Consider the following 17,859-nt stretch of genomic DNA (forward strand, 5'->3'; position numbering starts at 1 on the left):
ATGGGCATTGAAAACTTGCTTATTTCCGAATGAGATAATTACTCGTAGTCAGAAGCGTATGTGTCTTCGTAAGAGTGCGAGTAGAATTCAAATAAGTTACCAAACGGGTCTTCTAGGTAAACCATCTGTGCTTGCTTAGAGTCGTCTTCTGGGTGGTAGCGCATGATGTCCATACGTACTTTACCGCCAAACTCTTCAACACGTTTGATTGCTGATTCAAACTGCTCTTTTGGTAGCTGCAAACAGAAGTGGAAGATACCTAGACGAGAGAAGTCAACGTTATGACGCTCTTCGCGGTCAACCATTTCGAATAGCTCAACGCCAATACCATCTGATGTTACTAGGTGCGCAATGTTGAAACCTTTGAAGCCTTCACCAAATACAGCAATACACATACGGCCAATTGCCGACTCACGCTCTTCCATCACTTTAGTGTTGTTCATTACAACGCGAAGACCTAGCGCTTTCGTGTAGAACTCTACCGCTTTGTCCATATCGCCAACCATGATACCAACGTGATTCATTTTCATATTCTGCTCCAAAATCTGTCTAGATAAATTGTCTTGTTTTCAGCGTTTCGCTTCGATGGAGAGAATAATAGGATGTTAGGTTGATTAAATGAAATTATCATAATTTATATTAATAATAATTTTTTGTAATTAATTGGATTGGAGAAATAGTTCAATAAATCTTGTTCGAAAAATTCGAATTAATGCATCAAAACTGCCGGATTCTTTCTGCTCTTAGTGACACCTAGACTGTTCATCAACAGCTGAGGAAGAGCAATCAAGCCACCTCATTTTGATCGAATAACTTTAAGGACACGATTATGAAAGCACTTATTCAAAAACTCGCACAATCAAACGCTGGCTTTGGCGCATTGGCACTTCGAGTACCCGTTGGCATTATCTTTATGGCGCACGGCGCTCAAAAACTGTTTGGCTGGTTTGGTGGTTATGGCCTTGAGGGCACAGGACAATGGATGGCATCAATTGGACTTGGCCCGGGAGTGTTGATGGCATTCTTGGCAGGCAGCGCTGAGTTCTTCGGCGGTCTGTTTATCCTTCTCGGGTTGCTCACACGCCCTGCGGCTGCAGCGTTAGCGGTAACCATGTTAGTTGCCATCTTCGCGGTTCATTTTGAAAACGGTCTATTCATGTCAAACAACGGCTACGAGTTTGGCTTAGCACTACTAGCCGCAAGTGTGTCTTTGGCTTTCTCGGGTGCAGGAAAAGCAGCACTTGACGAAGCTATAGCTAAGAAACTGGCTTAAACCAGGAATTGAAGGGGGTTATTATGATCACATTACGTCATGCAAACGATCGAGGAACAGCAAACTTCGGTTGGTTAGATAGCAAACATACATTCTCATTTGGTCACTACTACGATCCAAAACACATGGGGTTTTCGGCATTGCGTGTGATCAATGATGACCTAGTCAAACCGGGCGCGGGCTTTGATACTCATGGACACCGCGACATGGAGATCATTAGTTACGTGCTAGAGGGGGTAATTGAGCACAAAGACAGCGAGGGTAATGTACAAACGTTACCTGCTGGAGAGTTCCAACTCATGTCTGCCGGGAGTGGTATTTATCATAGTGAATACAACGGTTCACAGAGTGACGACTTAAAGTTCCTACAAATTTGGATACAACCAAATACTGTCGGCAATAAGCCGGGTTACCAGCAGAAAGACTTTGGTAAAACGCTTGGCCTTACCGCGATAGCAACCCCCGATGGTCGAGATGGTACATTGCACATAAAACAAGACGCCTCACTACACCAGCTTATCCTTGAGCCAGGGCAGAACATTGAGTTTTCGATCAGTGAGGGGCGAAAAGTATACGTTCATCAGGTCGCTGGGCAGCTCTCGGTTGATGAAGTAGAGCTAAACAAAGGTGATGGCGCTAAAGTTGAAGCTCAGAGTCAGTTGAATTTCACCAACCAATCAGCAGAGCCAGTGACAGCACTTGTATTTGATCTGCCATAACGAAGAAGAAATGAAGCGACCTATTTAAAATGGGTCGCTTTTTGCCGTTCTAGGCGAGATAAGTCCTTAATTTTCAGTGTGCTCGATCGCTTTCTTGAGCTTATCTAGCATCAGCTGTTGCTGAGTTTCTTCATCATGCAGATTGCAGGTTGCGCATTTATCCTTACCATCCAATTTATACTTCAAGCAGCAGGTTTCTCTGCGGGTATAGATCTTTTGGAAACCATTGAACGTCACTTTCTTGATTTCGTTTAGCTCACCACCTTTCGGTAACACTTTGCTGTACAGGTTTCGCTGCCACTCGGAAACAACAGTTTCATCTATCAGGTGCTTTTTCTCATCAAGAGGCTGGTTTGCAAGCTTTGAAAAGCTGATGTTACAGGCATAAAGGATGTTGCCCCAAAACACTCGCGGGTTTACTTTGTGCTTCTTAAACTTATCCGATAATGAAGCAGAAAGCGCGAGAATGGTTTCCACCAACTTATCGTCAAGCGCTTCCTGTGACGCCACTTTTTCCCCGGAATCATCCAAGCTGAAATAAGGGGTTGAATTTAAGATTTCGACCTTGTCGATGCGGTGGTCATCAGCAACTGAAATATAGATATTGTCCAAAGAGAGCTTTGGTACACGGTTGAACACCACACGCATCGCGACCAGCGAAGAGAACAGAATCGCATTAAACGTTTTGTGCCATACTGGTGTGCTGAATGGTAGCTTGGCCTCTAGTGATTCCGCGTAAGCATGCAGTGTTTCAGAAAACTTTGTCTCAAACCAATCACGACCTTTGGTTCCTACTGGGTGAGTAGTCACGGTTAAACGCAAGAATGGTTCGTGCTTATGCAAGATAGCTTGTTGCTGCTTAAGTGTTATCGTATTGGCATCTTGTGGCAACTCAATCAGTGGTAGAAATTGTTGTTGTATTGTTTCCATTAGATCGCTTCCTCACGAACATACGATTTTGGCAAACAGTAGGTGAAGCCATTAATCACTTCCATTGTTCCATCGACTTTAAAGACTGACTTCAGGGTCTCATCGGTTAATACGTCAAGTGGCGCGCCTTGGTTGAGAATCTGGCCTTTTTTCATTAGGACTAATTCATCACAGAACTGCGCGGCTTGGCTCAATTCATGAAGTACATAAACGATGGTAAGCCCTCGTTGTTTATTCAACTTATCCAGAACCTCTAGAAGCTCTAGCTGGTGGCCAAGATCAAGGTAGCTTGTCGGTTCATCAAGTAATAACCACTGCGCTTCCTGAGCCAAACACATTGCAAGCCAAACACGTTGTCGTTCGCCACCAGATAGGGAGTTAACGTCTCGCTTTTCATAACCATGAAGGCCAACCGAGGCAAGCGATTCTAAAATCACTTGTTGGTCTCTTTCACTGTTACCTTGATACCATTTCTTATGAGCAACACGACCAAGCGCTACTAACTGTTCAACTAATACGCCTTCAGGTGCTGCAGGGTGTTGGGGCAAGATCGCAACGTGCTTTGCTAGCTCTTTGAGTTTCCATTGATTCAGCGGCTTCCCTTTGAAACTCACATTACCGGTCTTCGCTTTGATAGCTCCGGTCAGTGTTTTCATTAAGGTACTCTTGCCGCAGCCGTTGGGGCCAATAAATGCAGTGACCTTGCCTTCTTGTAGGCGAATATTCACATCATTAAGGATCATCGTGTCGTTATAACCGGACGTTAACGACTGACCTTCTAATCCAGATGAGGTTTGCGGTTGGTTCGACAGAGTCATTATGAGTGCTTCCTTAATAAGAATAAGAAAAATGGTACGCCGCAGAGTGCCGTGATAACACCTGCTGGAATTTCGGTTGGATACAGCAAGTGACGAGCTAAGAAGTCAGATAGCGCCAAGAACGAAGAGCCTAAAATAAGTGTGGTAATGATGCTATACAGCGGATGGTTTCCACAAAGAAGGCGCGCAACATGGGGAACGACCAAGCCAATAAAGCCTATTGGACCAACGGCAGATACGGCTGGTACCGTGATCAACACAGTACCAATAAGCAAACACACTCGTAGCAGTGCCCCATTGATGCCTATGCCTCGGAGCACCGAGTCATCGTAACGAACCCATTTCAGTGGAATATAAACCAAAGCGACAAAAACAATGCAGCCAAAGAACCAAGGTAATAGGTAAGAGACTTGCTCCCAGCCTCGACCGTACATGCCACCCGCCATCCACTGTAATGCGATGTCTGTTTTGCCCTGACCAATCGTGAAAATCAGCGCTGAGCTTGCAGCGCCAAGAATCGCCGTAATAGCAACACCAGTTAGCAAGGTTAAGCTCGCGTTGCCTAGTCGACTCGCAATTAATACTGGAATGGCACTTAGCAAACCGCCAGCCATAGCAAACAGAAGTAGTGCTTTCTCGACCGATATCTCCCATCCAAACCATGAGGGTAGAAGAATGGCGCAAACCGCACCAAGTGATGCACCGGCATTCACGCCTAGAATGCCGCTGTCAGCAAGTGGGTTCTTGAGCGTGGTTTGAAGAAGGTAACCAGAAATTGCCAGCATCATGCCCGCCATTAACGCGAGTAAAAAACGTGGCAATGTTAGTGACCAAAATGGATGGTAGGTTCCTTGGGCGATGAATAGAGCACCTGATTGGCGTAGCTCTTCGCTTTGTAAGATAAAAGCTATTGGTGCGAGAATTAGGGCGACCATAACTGGGATTAAACTACGACGTATCATGAGTGTCCCTTTAGCTTTTTGATGATCAGAGTCAGAAACCATGGTGCGCCAATGAGTGCGGTAATCACGCCAATAGGAATTTCTAATGGCATAAGTAGAGTTCGTGCTAATAAATCCGCGGCTGTAACAAGTGCTGAGCCAATCAAGCATGCACCACCAAGCCCTAAACCCATCATTCGTGCGACATGAGGGGCAACCAATCCAACAAAGCCAACAGGGCCAAAGGCACCAACAGAAACCGCAGTCAGAACCACAGAGATGATTCCAAACACAAGGCGATACTGGTTAATTGCAATGCCTAGCCCGCGAGCGACGGTATCATCAAGCAGCAAGTAAGCGCGTTGACGATGGGTGATAGCCAGAAGGACAAATAGCGGGATGACAGTGTAAACAAGTGGAGTGAATACCTCCCAGTTTGCACCGGCATTACTGCCAGTTAGCCAAAAGAACAGGGCTTCATTGTCTACTCGGTCTGAAAGAAGGATATAAGTCACCGCAGCTTGGCAAAAAGCACTCACCGAAATGCCTGCCAATGCAAGGCGGGCAGGGGTAACGCCGTTTTTCCAACTGATTGATAACGTAATCGCACCGCCGAGTAGGCCGCCAAGAACGCCCCAAAATAGCGGCGGTAATGGCAATAAAAACATGGTCGCGCATAATACGCTTAATGCAGCTCCCGACATAACACCAGTAAGGTTTGGTGAAGCCAGCGGATTGCGCACAATGTCTTGCATTAGATACCCAGAAACTGCCAGAGCTGCTCCGCCAAATAAGGCGATAAGCGTTCTTGGTAATCGCAGTTCCCAAAAGACGAGCGCTTCTTTGCTTGAGCTAGTATCGGTAACAAAAGCGATAAGGTCGTTAAAGCTGAACTGGTAAATACCTGTGCTTAAAGAGAGTAAAACGATTGCAACAAACGCAAGCACAGTCGCAAGACGCTTAATCGTACCAACAACTGAAGTTGTGGGATTAAGAGCAAGATTCATTCAACACCTCATATACACGCTCAGTAGTTGGTGCTTCAAACAGCGCTGGATAGGCCTTATGTGCAATATCCATAGTCACCCAGATACGAGAAATGGGTCCTTCGGGCTCTCGCCAGCTCATTGATACTTTGTACACTCGGTTATTTTTAACCGCCTTGAGACTGTGCCAAACTTTTGAGTCGGTAAATTGGGGCTTAGCGGTTTCGTACATAAAAATGATGTCGGGGTCCAATTGTGCTAGCCACTCCAAACCTATTTGCCCGGAAAATGGCGTTTTGCTGGAGTAGGGAGACGCTCCGCTAGCACTTTTTATCTTTAGTTCTTCCATGAGAGACACTGCGCCAAAGTGCGAGTAATAAGCTCGTGGAGTTACACCGGCGCTAGTGAGAAATAGCCCCGATAGTTCTCTGTTTCCGATTTGGCTTTGCAAATCAGAGATAAAATGATCAAAGCATTGATTGAGTTTTTTCCCTTGTTCGGCTCTCCCGAGTGCATAGCTTGCTTTTTCTACCGCTGAGTAACCATCTTCTAATGTAATTAAGTCGAATCCATATGATGGGGCAATTTCTGTATATCTCTGATGGTAAGGCGCCAGCATTCGACTTAACCCAATTACAAGATCAGGTTGAGAGTTATAGAGAGCCTCAAAACTGGTTCTTGAGCGATTCCCTAGTGCTGGGATGTCATCCAGAGCATCTAAATATTCAGGTTGTCCTTGAGGGAAGTCAGACAAAGCGACTGGCTTTTCACCGAGAGCAAGTAGCAGTTCAGCACCAAAATTTGAAACACTTGCGACTCGTGGGAAGTGATCATATTCAGCCTGTTTAATAACTTGACCTAAGTCATCATTCGTAATGGATAGAGCTGGCCAAGATTTACAAATAAGTACCCCAAATAATATTGATTTTATGAATTTATCTGTGGATTTATTAATGTTCATGAGATGGTAAATGATAATTGTTGATATTTACATTATTTACATGCGTGCTAGACTACCACGCATTGATAAAGCCCTCAATAACATAGGGCATATATGATTTGTAGAGAAATATCTTCGATTTATATAGGTAGTGGTATTCGATGAAATTTAAACAAAACAAGCTACATTTGGCTGTAGCAAGTGTTATTTCTGTATCAACTTTCTCAGCTATTGCACAAGAAAGCTCTGAAACTAAAGAAATGGAAACTATCGTTGTTACAGCGAGCCGTAGTCAACAGACTTTAAATGACGTTCCACGCTCGGTTACGGTGATCGACAAAGAGCAATTGTCGACTCAATTGAAACAAAGCCGCAGTATTAACGACGTGCTTTCAACTCTTGTTCCAGGCATGGGAACGTCTATTCACGGTAACCTAAGCAGCAAAGGCCAAAACCAGATTCGTGGTCGTCGTGTTCTGCTACTTATTGATGGTGTGGCTCAAAACAATGGTTTCCTGGACTTTGGTCAAGAGCTCTCGTCAATTGACCCAGAAAACGTGGAGCGAATCGAAGTTATTCGTGGTGGTTCTGCAGTGTACGGCCTTGGCGCGCAGGGCGGCATTATCAATGTTATTACCAAAATGCCAGAAGAAGGTGAGGTTTCGTACCGCACTAAAGTTGGTACAAGTTTCCAAGAGTTTGGTAGCGATGCATTCTCATGGAATGTTTACCAAGAAGCTCAAGGTGGTGATGAAAAAGATCAATGGCGTGTTGGTTTAGGCTATGAGCAACGCGGTGGTAGCTACGATGCTAATGGTGATCGTCTGCCTTCTATCAACAACGAAGATGATATGGATAACATCAACTTTAATGGTGTTTGGAACCGTAACATCGATGAAGATCGCTCATTAACGCTGACTTTTGGTATTCGTAATATCACTGACAACGACGGTTGGTGTCCTACTGGTGATGCTATTGACGGCAATAACCCTGTAGAAGCTGAGCATTGTGGCGCGGGTTATGGTTATGACCATGAAGCTGCAAAAGCGGCGGGCGCAGACGCGAATGAAGTATCACGTACTTTTGCTAACTACCAAGCTCGTTACCAAGACCTTGGCTTTAGTCTAGGTATGCTTGATGTAACGGGTTACTGGATGACTCAAGATACTGAGACTTACACCTTTGGTATGGCAGATAAAACGCAACCGGGTAACCCAATATCTTACGGTCATAACGAAACCGATTTCGATCGTTACGGCATGAAATTAAACATCTCAAGTGATGTTGACTGGGCATTTGTAACGTGGGGTATGGATGCTGAACAACAAACGTTCAAGCAACCAAATAGCGTAGGCTACGTAAATAACACACCTGATGTAGAACAGTTTGCAATTGCACCTTTTGCTCAGTTTGTAAGTGATGTTTCTGAGAATACCTCTGTTTCTTACGGTATCCGCTACGAATATGTGCGTTTAAGTGTCGATGATTTTATCGTAGGTAATACTTATGACAACGCTGGTAAAGCCGTTGAAGGTGGTACTCCAAGCTTCGATGAGTTCCTGTTTAACGTTGGTATTACGCACTATCTAACAGATGATCACCAAGTGTTTGCGTCATACGCTCAAGGTATGTCAACTAATGAAGCGCTTCGTGATATTCGTGATGGTGATAGTGACTCAGTAGATGGGGCGATCAAGCCTATCATTACTGATAACTATGAAGTGGGTATTCGTGGTCTAGTTGCTGAAGCGGATTACTCTCTTGCTGCGTTCTACAGTGAATCAGACCTAGGTGCGACGCTTGATGCAAACGACCAAGGTCAGCTAGAAAGCGTACGAGCTCCAGAGAAAGTATGGGGCGCAGAGGCAACACTAGGCTACAACTTCATGGCTAACCTACGTACAGAGAACACTGTTTCATGGCAAGAAGGTGAGCGTAAGCTTGATACAACAGGTGAATGGGAGCCACTAGACGGTAGCCGTATTTCTCCATTGAAGATCACTTCGGCATTCTTCTACGACACTAACGACTTTGGCCGTTACAACGTGAACTTTGTTTACTCTGGCAACCGTGATCTAGAAGATGAAATTACTTCTGGTGATAAATACGCTGTTGATAGCTTCTTTGTTGCAAATGCAGGTATGGACTACGATCTACCGTTTGGTACGGTAAGCTTCGCAATTGAAAACCTATTTAACGAAGAATACATGACACCTTACGCACAATCGGACAAACACAAGAACCGTTACTACAATGCTCCAGGGCGCCGTTTCCACTTAAACTATGAAGTGAAGTACTAACCTCTAGCTTTTAATCGACAAAAAACAGCCCCACAACTGAACAGTTTGGGGCTGTTTTCGTTTATGAAGGTTAGAGGCTTACCATTCAACCTCTGAGCCATCGAATACTTTGAAACTACCAGACTCTTCGAACGGTAGCGATTCCGCAAGAGCGATAATCCCTGAGACACTCTCTTGAGGAGTGAAAGTAGCATCTGTTCCACCCATGTCCGTTTGAACCCAGCCAGGGTGTACCGCGAGTGTTTTTACGCCGTACTCTGCAAGGTTTCTCGCTGCGGATACTAGGATCTGATTGAGCGCAGCTTTAGACGTTCTGTAGCTATACATGTTGCCAGAACCGTTGTCGCCAATACTGGCCACTCGGCTGGAGATTCCTACGATGGTTTTTAGCTCGCTTGAAGCGACATTGTTTCTCAATGCTTGAATGATCAGTGCAGGGGCTACGGTGTTAACATTCAACACTTCTAGCCATTTGGATTGTGTCATTTCGCCAAGTGTTGAGCAGTTCTCTCCTAATACGCCAGCATTTAGAATTAAGTGGTCAATGGCTCTACCTTCGAGAGATTTACCCAACTGAATGATATCTTCTTCTGTTGTCACATCGAGTTTCATCAGTTCAACGTTGGCCGTGTGTGACAGCTCAACTAAAGTCTTAGCACTCTCTGGTGAACGACAGGTGGCAATAACATCCCACCCTTTGTTTAGATACTGTTGTACAAATTTCAGTCCTAGACCACGATTCGCGCCAGTAATTAAAACAGTCGACATTTCTTATCCTCAATTGATTACTTTGATGTCGATTATTTTATTGGACCTCGATACCAACAGGCATAAAAGCAATAACTAAAGGCAGTATATTCGACAATGTCGAATGATGAGGTAAACGAGTTCGCCCGTCTTTGCCTTGATCATTTACTTAGAAACAGCTTGGCGAAGTGCTCCAAACGAGAACGGTTGAGTTCCTTAGCGTCACCACTGACTCCCGCTACAGCAACTAATTCGCCTTCTTGATATAAAGGAATTGCCAGACAGTGCAGATTTGGTTCAGCTTGTTCTAAGTCGAGTGCGAAGCCCCGTTTTTTGACCTCTGTTAACTCTGTCTCTAGTTGTGACGATATCTGCCCTTTGAGTCTTAGCTGACGAAGTAGAGACTCGTCGAATGTCAGGAATACTTTTCCTATTGCTGATGATATGAGTCCTTCACGTTTACCACGTGGACTGCGAATGGTTAATGGGTTGCTCTTTTCAACGGCATCGATGTATAGATACTCTTGCTCGCCACTTTGCACAGCGAGATAAGCAGTGTTATCTGTCATTTGTGCCATACGCTCAATTAAAGGATAGAAGTGTGAACGGATCGCTTCGTCTTTCTGTTCCAATGGCTTTGAGAGCTCTCTAAAGCGCAAACCTAAACTGTAACCCGCCTTGTTCTTGGTGACATACCCAAGCGAGTGTAGTGTCGCAAGTAAGCCATGCGCTGTGGTTTTGTTTAGTCCCACACTTACACTGATCTCTTGAAGCGATAACTCTGTTGGGCTTAGAGATAGAGCCTCAAGTATCGAGAAAGTGCGCTCTACTGACTGAATCTTGCGTGTATTACTCACGATATGATTTGTCCTTTCAGGTGATTTTTCGCGATTTGCGTAATTGTTGCGATGATGTCTGACTCTAGTTCAGAGGCTTCAGAAGATAGGTTATAAAACAAAACGCAATCTTGCCTAATCAGCTCTGGTGCTTCAATTAGATTCAGCTGTCTGATCTCCCCCTTATCAATGTAGGGTTGCATGTCCGCTTTTGTGGATACTGTCCAGCCTGATTGTTTTAGTTTCTCTATGAGCAGTGTTTTGCTGGAGACTATCTCGCTGTGACAACTGACGTTAGTGTGCCGTAGCCCGTTTGAACGATCATTTTCCGTGATAAGTTGAAGCTCAACACTCAGTTCTGCTATCGATAGAGGACGATCGAGTAGAGAGGAGCTTTGTGCTGTAAACAGACCCAATTCACAAGTCCCCAAGTTGATGTTACCCACACCGGAAGTCGGGTGGAGATTACCAAGTCCGGGCATGATAGCGACAAATGCATCGCCATCTTCAACACGTTTTAAGCTCTCACTTCGATCCTTCTGTAACCAATCAATCGCTATCTCGTTGTGCTTTTGTTTAACGCTACTATCAATGAGTGCGAGTAGTTGAACTGGCGTTGAAGAGTCGTGGTAGATACTGATTCGACTGAGCTCACCTTTGTAAGCTGAAAAGGCAATGTTCTCAAATTCTAATGATTGACGAGCTAGCAAGCGAGCGCGAGGGTAAAGCCTGTGTGCAATACCAGTGGGTTTTGCTTTCTTACCTTCAATAATAAACAGCTCGACTCCCATGAGATCTTCCAGCGCATTAATACGTTCACGTACCGTAGAACGTGCTTTACCGAGTTGAGTGCTGGCAGCACTAAAACTTTGTCGCTCATATACGGCAGTGAAACAGGTAACTTGCTCAATCGAGATCATGATTTCACCTTTGTACGTTTTGGGCGTACATTATGGATTTATATGTTCGAAATTATCACGATATTCTTGCTGCGTACATAAAGACCATTCTTGGAGAGTTTGAACATGAAACCATCATTACTTACCGCGGTTATCGCGAGCACCTTCTCTATCGCAGCGGTTGCAGAAATCAAACCCATGTCGACAGTACCTGCAAAGCCAGCTGATCAAGTCACATTAAGCAACTACACAGAGCACCCTTACAACCATTGGTCGTTTCAAAATATGGGTATTCACCCGGTGGTGATGGTCCCGCGAGACGGTGCGATTAGCGAAATCCCACAGAATTTGAGTCCTGAAGTTGTTGAGCACAAGTTTAAATATGGCGAAAACGAATACACGTTTCGAGACGCTATGATCAATGACTTCACCGACGGATACATCATTATTAAAGATGGCAAAGTCCTACATGAAGAATATTTTGGTGACTTTGGACATAGAGACAAGCACCTTTGGGCGTCGAGCACCAAATCTCTTGTTGGCCAAGCGCTGGGCTTATTAGTAGAGCAAGGCAAAGTCGATGTGAACGAAAAGGTGAGCAAATATGTGACTGAGCTTGCTGGCACTCACTTTGGTGAACAGTCACTGCGCACCGTTCTAAATATGACGTCTGCGCTCAACTACCGTGAAGACTACGTCAACATCGCGCCAGGCGAGGTGCATTATGAATATTTCCGCCGCTTAGGGTTTGTGCCCGGGTATGACTTGATGGCTATCGACCCAACCAAAGATGACACGCCGCGTGACCTACTCAGTTTTGCAGCTATATTTGAACAGTCTGAAGATTTACCAATCAACAACACTTTCGAGTACCACAGTCCAAATGTGGATGTGATCGGGTGGGTGATTGCGCGAGTATCGGGTCAGCCGCTGAACGAGTTCATTGCAGACAATATTTGGAACAAGCTTGGCACTGAGCATGATGCCTTCTTTATGGCTGACATCGGCTACAACCCAATCGCAACCGGCGGGTTCAACACAACATTGCGCGATTTTGCTCGCGTGGGTTTGGCCATGGTCAACAATGGGCAATACAATGGCGAGCAAGTATTCTCCGAGAAGTGGGTGAAAGATTCGTTTAATGTTGATGAGCAAGATAGAAAAGCCACAAACAACAGTATCTACAAACAGAAAGAGGGCGCAGTGTATGACTCTCATCTAGAGGGATACAAGAACTTCTTGTGGGTGCACGACTCTGAGAAAAATATCGCGACCTACCGAGGTGTATTTGGTCAGTTCCTTTACATCAACCAAGATAAAAATGTCGTTATAGCGACGTTCTCTTCTGCCGACAGTGCTTCCAATGCAGCAAGGGAGACTTCCAAGATTCGACTGGATGCTTTTGAGTCTCTGGCAAACTCTCTTTAATTATCCAACTACACAAGGCGTTCAGAAGAGCGCCTTAGTTCTATCTGATGGATATTCGTATCGGTAGATAAAAAAGTTGCGACACGATGTTGACCTGTCTATGGCTTTACACTTTATAGTTTGATTATTGAAAACGCTGAGACGTTAAATCGTTGTCGGCGAATATTCATTAATCGGATGAACAGATATGAACATTAGACATGAAACAGAGCCAGACTTAAATTACATAGACTCAATCACTTACCAAGCATTTGAAAATCACCCTCACCATGAACCAGGTGCAAAACCGACCGAACATTTGATCGTGAACAGACTGCGAGAGGCAAACGCGTTAACGCTTTCTCTTGTTTACCAGGAAGAAGAACAACTCATCGGACACATTGCGTTGTCTCCAGTGCTAATTGGTGGGAACGAAAGCCGATGGTTAGGTTTAGGCCCAGTATCCGTAGCTCCTTCTCATCAAGGTAAAGGTATTGGAGGTGCTTTGATTCGTGAGGCACTTTCACAAGTTCAAAACTTAGGCTTTGAGGGCGTTGTGTTGCTCGGTGAACCCCAATATTACGGTCGATTCGGCTTCAAAGCACAGCCAGAGTTAACGTTATCAGGAGTGCCAGCCGAGTACTTCCTAGCATTGTCATTCAACGGTGAGTTCCCTGAGGGCGAAGTGAGTTATCACTCAGCGTTCTTTGGTTGACTTGTCTATAACTTCATAGTTTAAAGTAGTGAACTTAAGCTAAAAAGAATGAGCGTAAACCATGTATCAAATATCTGAGCTGGCAAAGAAAGTAGGGCTATCGCGAACTGCACTGCTTTATTACGAGAAGCAAAACCTTATCTCTGGTCGCCGATTAGAGAACGGGTATCGCGTATACAACGACAAAGATGTGCAGCGTGTGCGCTTGATTCAGCAGTTACAAGCGGGTGGTTTGACGTTGCAGGAGTGCAAGATTTGCCTTGAGGCTAAGGTAGACAGGCAATTACTTCAGAATCGACTCAAAGCGTTAGATGAAGAGATAGAGCAGAAACAAAAGTCACGAGCCCTATTAGCGGCGATGCTCGGAGAAGGTGACTTAAAGGCATGGCATGAAGGGCTAGATAAGCTGGCTCCAGATGCTCATCTTGATTGGTTAATGAAGCAAGGCTTTAGTGAGAAAGAAGCGTTGCGATTGAAATGGTTATCAAAAGATATGAACGAACATGATCTCTATATGGCTGACTTTATGCGTGTATTTGAAACGCTAGAGCGATGGGGGCCAGGCAGCGAAGAAGAAACTAATAAAGCACTGTCTCGAGTACCGACTAAGCCGACTACGATCTTAGAGATTGGTTGTGGTAAAGGGTTGGCCACCCAAGTATTGGCAGAACAGACTGAAGCGACGATTACCGCGATTGATAATGAACAGTCAGCACTAGACAGATTAACCGAACGATTTGAGAAACTCGGCTTGTCTCAGCGTCTCGAGACGGAATGTTCGAGTATGACTGAGCTACCGTTTGATAAACGAAGCTTTGATTTAATGTGGGCCGAAGGCAGCGCTTATATCATGGGTGTAGAGAAAGCCCTCTCTGCGTGGAAAGATCTGCTAAGTGACAATGGTTACCTCATGATCAGCGACATGGTTTGGCGCACGGATTCGCCGAGCAAAGAATCTATCGACTTTTGGAACCAAGAGTACCCGGATATCCAATTGGTACAAATGCGCATTGAGCAGATGAACAAGGCGGGTTATCAGGTCGTCGATCATTTTCCAATGAGTGAGGAAGCTTGGTTGAACTATTACGGCCCATTAGGTGAAAGAGTCGCTGAGCTTGAGAGCGAAATGGCGGGATCGGCAGCGTTTAAGGATATTAAGCATGAAGTTAACTTATGTACACAGCGCGCTCATGAGTTTGGCTATCACATGTTTGTACTGGCGAAAGGGTGATTTTCTGGATCTGATAGGTAGGCGTTTATTAGTTGAAGAGCATCATAATAATTAGCGGACCTTTTGGGTCCGTTTTTTATTGGTACTTACTGGGCCGTTTTTGTTCAGGTTTCTTTTGATAGGTTTTACCTACTGAATTGATAGAAAAGTCCAAATTTACCCTCCTAAAGATTCGATGCAATATAACCCCAACAGCGCAAGAGAGCGCAAACACAACCGAATTATTGAGAGAGTAAATTCATGATCAACACAGAAATCAAACCATTCAACGCAACGGCATTCAAAAACGGCGAATTCGTAGAAATTACAGAGCAAGACGTGAAAGGTAAGTGGGCAGTATTCTTCTTCTACCCAGCAGACTTTACTTTCGTATGTCCTACTGAACTTGTAGACCTACAAGAGAAATACGCAGAGCTTCAATCTCGTGGCGTGGAAGTTTACTCAGTATCAACTGACACACACTTCTCTCACAAAGCATGGCACGACACTTCTGACAAAATCGGTACTATCGAGTACTTCATGGTAGGCGACCAGACTGGCACTATCACCAATAACTTCAACGTAATGCGTGAAGGTCAAGGCCTAGCAGACCGCGCTACGTTCCTAATCGACCCAGAAGGTGTTATCCAAGCAATGGAAATCACTGCTGAAGGCATCGGTCGTGATGCTGAAGACCTACTACGCAAAGTTAAAGCAGCTCAGTACGTTGCCAACAACCCAGGTGAAGTTTGTCCAGCTAAATGGAAAGAAGGTGAAGAGACACTAGCACCATCTCTAGACCTAGTAGGTAAGATCTAAGCATCTGCTAACCCGTTCTACAGGCGCGCCTTAGCCTGCCTCCTAAAGGGCTTTGGCGCGCCGCCCTAAATCCTAACGCTTCACCATGATACCGAGATATGTTCGCTTGGTTTTACGAAAGTAAGTCATATGGTGTGGCGTAAGTTCTCCCTCTGTCCAACACGTTCTTGTTAGAAACTTGTCGCAAATTCGACACCACTCCTATGGATTTAGGAGTGGCTTTTTTCATCTGTAGAAAGTTTATTATTAGTTTTTATCTAACAATTATGTAGGTATTGTTCGTCTAGTTGTCACTAATCTCTTCACCTATGATCTCCCTATCGACGTATTACAGCAATTGTACGTCCATACACTTTACACAAAGCAAGCTACGAAAAATCTATTCCGCTTGTTTGCAATGGGAAATCACCAATGAATACAGCAACTCAAAGTGCTACGTCAAAATACAGCGTGGGATTAACTTTACTAGCCGGATTACCTCTTTTTACCCTTTTGCCACTTGGCTTGGACATCTTCTTACCTGCGGTATATCAGATTGGCGAATTTTTCGGTAACCAAGGAGTACCGTCGCTAGCGATCAGTGTGTACATGCTGTTCTGGGGACTAGGGCAACTGTTTTGGGGTGGTATGGCTGATACCATCGGAAAGAAAAATATCGCTCTGATTGGTCTTTTGTTGTTCGCTTTAAGCTCTTATTTAATCTCTGGGGTGTCGGCAAATGAGACGACTCAGTTCTTAGCCTATCGCGCACTTCAAAGCTTTGGTGGGAGCGCGTGTTTCACCGCCATATTTGCAATCATTCGTATGCGATTTGAGGGTGAAACACTGAACAAAGCCTACAGCTATTTGAATGGCATTTTGGCGTTTGTGCCGGTAAGTGCGCCTTTAGCTGGTGCCTACATTATTGAAAACAATGAATGGTTCACTCTCTTTACCATCATGGCCACGTTGGGTGCGATAAGCATGGTTTGGATTGTTCTAACATTGCCTAATGACAGAACTAAGGGGACGGTCAGCCAGTCCGAGATTAGTGGTTCTCTAACTAAGCGTTACGTTTCAGTGTTGACTAACACTCGTTTTAGAACCTACTTGTTCTTTGCCTTGGTTGCACAGAGTCTGTTTATCTATCTTTTAACGGTCGCACCTATGTACTTAATGGGTAAACTCCAAGTATCACAAGTCGCGTTTGGCCAGATGTTCATGGTGATTGCCATTGTGTTTATGGTCGGAAGCTTCTTATCACCAAAAGTGAATGCTTTGATGAGTATTAAGTCGCTGATTGCACTTTCACTGACACTTATTGTGGCTGGTGGCGCATTGATGTTTGCCATGAGCGGTGTTGACGCGTGGTACTCATTAATTGGTCCAATGGTGATCATCGCTATCGGCTGTACCATTCTTTTGAGTAGCAGCCCTGCCAATGCACTAGCAGAGTTTAAAGAGAACGCAGGCATTGCAAGCGGCCTATACACGGCGACGACTTTCGGTGCTGGTGCACTTATCTCAGCCTTGTTTACAAAGCTAGTCGATAATACGGATCTGACTCAAGTATCACTAGTGTATGCGCTATTTGCAGCCTTCGCGTTAGTGGTTTTCTCACTGAATAAAATCATAAAACAAGATTCAACACATTAAAAAATAAGGCTCAGCGTTTCGGCTGAGCCCTCACTTTATCTATCCGGTATTTCGGATTACTTCAAAGCAGCTAAAATTGTCTCGGCTTTGCTTGCTTCAAATTGTTTTGGTTCTTCAACATTGAGTTGAGTGACTACGCCATTTTCCACGATCATTGCGTATCTTTGAGAACGCACACCGCCAAAGCTCGCAGTATCCATTTCCAATCCCAGAGCTTTAGTAAAACTTGCATCACCATCGCCAAGCATCAGAATTTCGTCTGCATTGTGCGCCTTACCCCATGCGTTCATCACAAATGCGTCGTTAACAGACACGCATGCAATCGCGTCAACGCCAGTAGCTTTGATTTGGTCTGCTAAAACGACATAGCCGGGTAGATGGGCTTCAGAACACGTTGGTGTAAATGCGCCTGGTACTGCAAAAAGTACGACTTTCTTGTTTGCAAAGATCTCTTCAGTTGAGTGATTCTGCATTCCTTCATCGGTCAGTTCGCTAAGAGTTGCACTCGGTAGTGTTTGGCCTTGCTGGATCATGTTTGCTTTCCTTGTTGTGTTTGTACTGAACAGTGTAGCGAGCAATAGCGAATTGAACCACCGACAGAGAGTAAGGGATTGAGACTATTACTAAAAGTGAGTCATAGACTATTCGTATCACTCGCGATATCTTGGTGTTTACTTAAGCGTT

Annotated in this window: 18 protein-coding genes; 8 read left to right on the plus strand and 10 right to left on the minus strand. The window is 44.8% G+C overall.

Translation table 11 applies throughout. The features are described from left to right. Positions 1–38: 38 nt before the first annotated feature. Complete coding sequence (locus tag AC6R05_RS24085; protein WP_150873126.1) at positions 39–530, minus strand: VOC family protein; 492 nt, start codon at positions 528–530, stop codon at positions 39–41. A gap of 299 nt (positions 531–829) precedes the next feature. On the opposite strand from AC6R05_RS24085, the gene AC6R05_RS24090 reads away from it, so the two are divergent. Further along, the gene (locus tag AC6R05_RS24090) at positions 830–1,273 is read left to right on the plus strand and encodes a DoxX family protein (protein WP_500648945.1); all 444 of its coding nucleotides are present in this window, start codon (positions 830–832) and stop codon (positions 1,271–1,273) included. Between the two features lie 23 nt (positions 1,274–1,296). After that, positions 1,297–1,992, plus strand: a complete 696-nt coding sequence (locus AC6R05_RS24095) for a pirin family protein (protein WP_500648946.1) — start codon at positions 1,297–1,299, stop codon at positions 1,990–1,992. 66 nt (positions 1,993–2,058) lie between these two features. On the opposite strand, the gene AC6R05_RS24100 is transcribed toward AC6R05_RS24095, so the two are convergent. Genes AC6R05_RS24100 through AC6R05_RS24120 form a run of 5 tightly spaced genes read right to left on the minus strand, consistent with a single transcriptional unit; the run spans position 2,059 to position 6,628 of the window. Then, positions 2,059–2,922, minus strand: coding sequence for a (2Fe-2S)-binding protein (locus AC6R05_RS24100; protein WP_500648947.1), 864 nt, complete (start codon positions 2,920–2,922; stop codon positions 2,059–2,061). Then, a complete protein-coding gene (locus tag AC6R05_RS24105; RefSeq protein WP_500648948.1) occupies positions 2,922–3,740 on the minus strand; it encodes an ABC transporter ATP-binding protein in 819 nt (272 codons plus the stop codon). Before AC6R05_RS24105 ends, AC6R05_RS24100 begins: the two co-directional genes overlap by 1 nt. Then, positions 3,740–4,702 carry a FecCD family ABC transporter permease gene (locus AC6R05_RS24110; protein WP_500648949.1) on the minus strand — a complete coding sequence of 321 codons (963 nt, stop codon included), beginning with the start codon at positions 4,700–4,702 and terminating at the stop codon, positions 3,740–3,742. Before AC6R05_RS24110 ends, AC6R05_RS24105 begins: the two co-directional genes overlap by 1 nt. Further along, complete coding sequence (locus AC6R05_RS24115; RefSeq protein WP_500648950.1) at positions 4,699–5,688, minus strand: FecCD family ABC transporter permease; 990 nt, start codon at positions 5,686–5,688, stop codon at positions 4,699–4,701. The genes AC6R05_RS24110 and AC6R05_RS24115 overlap by 4 nt, the downstream gene beginning before the upstream one ends. Further along, a complete protein-coding gene (locus tag AC6R05_RS24120) occupies positions 5,672–6,628 on the minus strand; it encodes an ABC transporter substrate-binding protein (RefSeq protein WP_500648951.1) in 957 nt (318 codons plus the stop codon). Before AC6R05_RS24120 ends, AC6R05_RS24115 begins: the two co-directional genes overlap by 17 nt. A gap of 140 nt (positions 6,629–6,768) precedes the next feature. On the opposite strand from AC6R05_RS24120, the gene AC6R05_RS24125 reads away from it, so the two are divergent. Then, entirely contained in the window at positions 6,769–8,907 is a 2,139-nt protein-coding gene (locus AC6R05_RS24125; RefSeq protein ID WP_500648952.1) for a TonB-dependent receptor, read from the plus strand. 78 nt (positions 8,908–8,985) lie between these two features. Here the strand turns inward: AC6R05_RS24125 and AC6R05_RS24130 are convergent, their stop codons facing one another. The 3 genes from AC6R05_RS24130 to AC6R05_RS24140 all read right to left on the minus strand — a co-directional run bounded on the left by AC6R05_RS24130 (position 8,986) and on the right by AC6R05_RS24140 (position 11,410). After that, on the minus strand, positions 8,986–9,675 hold the full coding sequence (locus AC6R05_RS24130) for an SDR family oxidoreductase (protein WP_500648953.1): 690 nt from the start codon (positions 9,673–9,675) through the stop codon (positions 8,986–8,988). Positions 9,676–9,815: 140 nt separating this feature from the next. Further along, positions 9,816–10,514 carry an IclR family transcriptional regulator gene (locus AC6R05_RS24135; protein ID WP_500649032.1) on the minus strand — a complete coding sequence of 233 codons (699 nt, stop codon included), beginning with the start codon at positions 10,512–10,514 and terminating at the stop codon, positions 9,816–9,818. Then, positions 10,508–11,410 carry a LysR family transcriptional regulator gene (locus AC6R05_RS24140; RefSeq protein ID WP_500648954.1) on the minus strand — a complete coding sequence of 301 codons (903 nt, stop codon included), beginning with the start codon at positions 11,408–11,410 and terminating at the stop codon, positions 10,508–10,510. Before AC6R05_RS24140 ends, AC6R05_RS24135 begins: the two co-directional genes overlap by 7 nt. A gap of 105 nt (positions 11,411–11,515) precedes the next feature. Between AC6R05_RS24140 and AC6R05_RS24145 the strand changes: the two genes are divergently transcribed. The 5 genes from AC6R05_RS24145 to AC6R05_RS24165 all read left to right on the plus strand — a co-directional run bounded on the left by AC6R05_RS24145 (position 11,516) and on the right by AC6R05_RS24165 (position 17,175). Continuing rightward, the gene (locus AC6R05_RS24145; protein WP_500648955.1) at positions 11,516–12,817 is read left to right on the plus strand and encodes a serine hydrolase domain-containing protein; all 1,302 of its coding nucleotides are present in this window, start codon (positions 11,516–11,518) and stop codon (positions 12,815–12,817) included. A gap of 187 nt (positions 12,818–13,004) precedes the next feature. Next, complete coding sequence (locus AC6R05_RS24150) at positions 13,005–13,511, plus strand: GNAT family N-acetyltransferase (protein ID WP_500648956.1); 507 nt, start codon at positions 13,005–13,007, stop codon at positions 13,509–13,511. 61 nt (positions 13,512–13,572) lie between these two features. Then, the gene (locus AC6R05_RS24155) at positions 13,573–14,742 is read left to right on the plus strand and encodes a MerR family transcriptional regulator (protein WP_500648957.1); all 1,170 of its coding nucleotides are present in this window, start codon (positions 13,573–13,575) and stop codon (positions 14,740–14,742) included. Positions 14,743–14,982: 240 nt separating this feature from the next. After that, the gene (gene ahpC / locus AC6R05_RS24160; RefSeq protein ID WP_032553653.1) at positions 14,983–15,540 is read left to right on the plus strand and encodes an alkyl hydroperoxide reductase subunit C; all 558 of its coding nucleotides are present in this window, start codon (positions 14,983–14,985) and stop codon (positions 15,538–15,540) included. Positions 15,541–15,951: 411 nt separating this feature from the next. After that, positions 15,952–17,175 carry an MFS transporter gene (locus tag AC6R05_RS24165; RefSeq protein ID WP_500648958.1) on the plus strand — a complete coding sequence of 408 codons (1,224 nt, stop codon included), beginning with the start codon at positions 15,952–15,954 and terminating at the stop codon, positions 17,173–17,175. 56 nt (positions 17,176–17,231) lie between these two features. Here AC6R05_RS24165 and AC6R05_RS24170 read toward each other — a convergent pair whose 3' ends face one another. Further along, positions 17,232–17,708 carry a peroxiredoxin gene (locus AC6R05_RS24170; RefSeq protein ID WP_500648959.1) on the minus strand — a complete coding sequence of 159 codons (477 nt, stop codon included), beginning with the start codon at positions 17,706–17,708 and terminating at the stop codon, positions 17,232–17,234. Positions 17,709–17,859: the final 151 nt, after the last annotated feature.

It is taken from the genome of Vibrio sp. R11-SG3-ISO9 (assembly GCF_059834255.1).

Excerpts from the sequence above, each read along its gene's own strand:
- AC6R05_RS24085 (WP_150873126.1), bottom strand. The coding sequence starts at position 530 with ATGAAAATGAATCACGTTGGTATCATGGTTGGCGATATGGACAAAGCG.
- AC6R05_RS24090 (WP_500648945.1), top strand. The coding sequence starts at position 830 with ATGAAAGCACTTATTCAAAAACTCGCACAATCAAACGCTGGCTTTGGC.
- AC6R05_RS24095 (WP_500648946.1), top strand. The coding sequence starts at position 1,297 with ATGATCACATTACGTCATGCAAACGATCGAGGAACAGCAAACTTCGGT.
- AC6R05_RS24100 (WP_500648947.1), bottom strand. The coding sequence starts at position 2,922 with ATGGAAACAATACAACAACAATTTCTACCACTGATTGAGTTGCCACAA.
- AC6R05_RS24105 (WP_500648948.1), bottom strand. The coding sequence starts at position 3,740 with ATGACTCTGTCGAACCAACCGCAAACCTCATCTGGATTAGAAGGTCAG.
- AC6R05_RS24110 (WP_500648949.1), bottom strand. The coding sequence starts at position 4,702 with ATGATACGTCGTAGTTTAATCCCAGTTATGGTCGCCCTAATTCTCGCA.
- AC6R05_RS24115 (WP_500648950.1), bottom strand. The coding sequence starts at position 5,688 with ATGAATCTTGCTCTTAATCCCACAACTTCAGTTGTTGGTACGATTAAG.
- AC6R05_RS24120 (WP_500648951.1), bottom strand. The coding sequence starts at position 6,628 with ATGAACATTAATAAATCCACAGATAAATTCATAAAATCAATATTATTT.
- AC6R05_RS24125 (WP_500648952.1), top strand. The coding sequence starts at position 6,769 with ATGAAATTTAAACAAAACAAGCTACATTTGGCTGTAGCAAGTGTTATT.
- AC6R05_RS24130 (WP_500648953.1), bottom strand. The coding sequence starts at position 9,675 with ATGTCGACTGTTTTAATTACTGGCGCGAATCGTGGTCTAGGACTGAAA.
- AC6R05_RS24140 (WP_500648954.1), bottom strand. The coding sequence starts at position 11,410 with ATGATCTCGATTGAGCAAGTTACCTGTTTCACTGCCGTATATGAGCGA.
- AC6R05_RS24145 (WP_500648955.1), top strand. The coding sequence starts at position 11,516 with ATGAAACCATCATTACTTACCGCGGTTATCGCGAGCACCTTCTCTATC.
- AC6R05_RS24150 (WP_500648956.1), top strand. The coding sequence starts at position 13,005 with ATGAACATTAGACATGAAACAGAGCCAGACTTAAATTACATAGACTCA.
- AC6R05_RS24155 (WP_500648957.1), top strand. The coding sequence starts at position 13,573 with ATGTATCAAATATCTGAGCTGGCAAAGAAAGTAGGGCTATCGCGAACT.
- ahpC (WP_032553653.1), top strand. The coding sequence starts at position 14,983 with ATGATCAACACAGAAATCAAACCATTCAACGCAACGGCATTCAAAAAC.
- AC6R05_RS24165 (WP_500648958.1), top strand. The coding sequence starts at position 15,952 with ATGAATACAGCAACTCAAAGTGCTACGTCAAAATACAGCGTGGGATTA.
- AC6R05_RS24170 (WP_500648959.1), bottom strand. The coding sequence starts at position 17,708 with ATGATCCAGCAAGGCCAAACACTACCGAGTGCAACTCTTAGCGAACTG.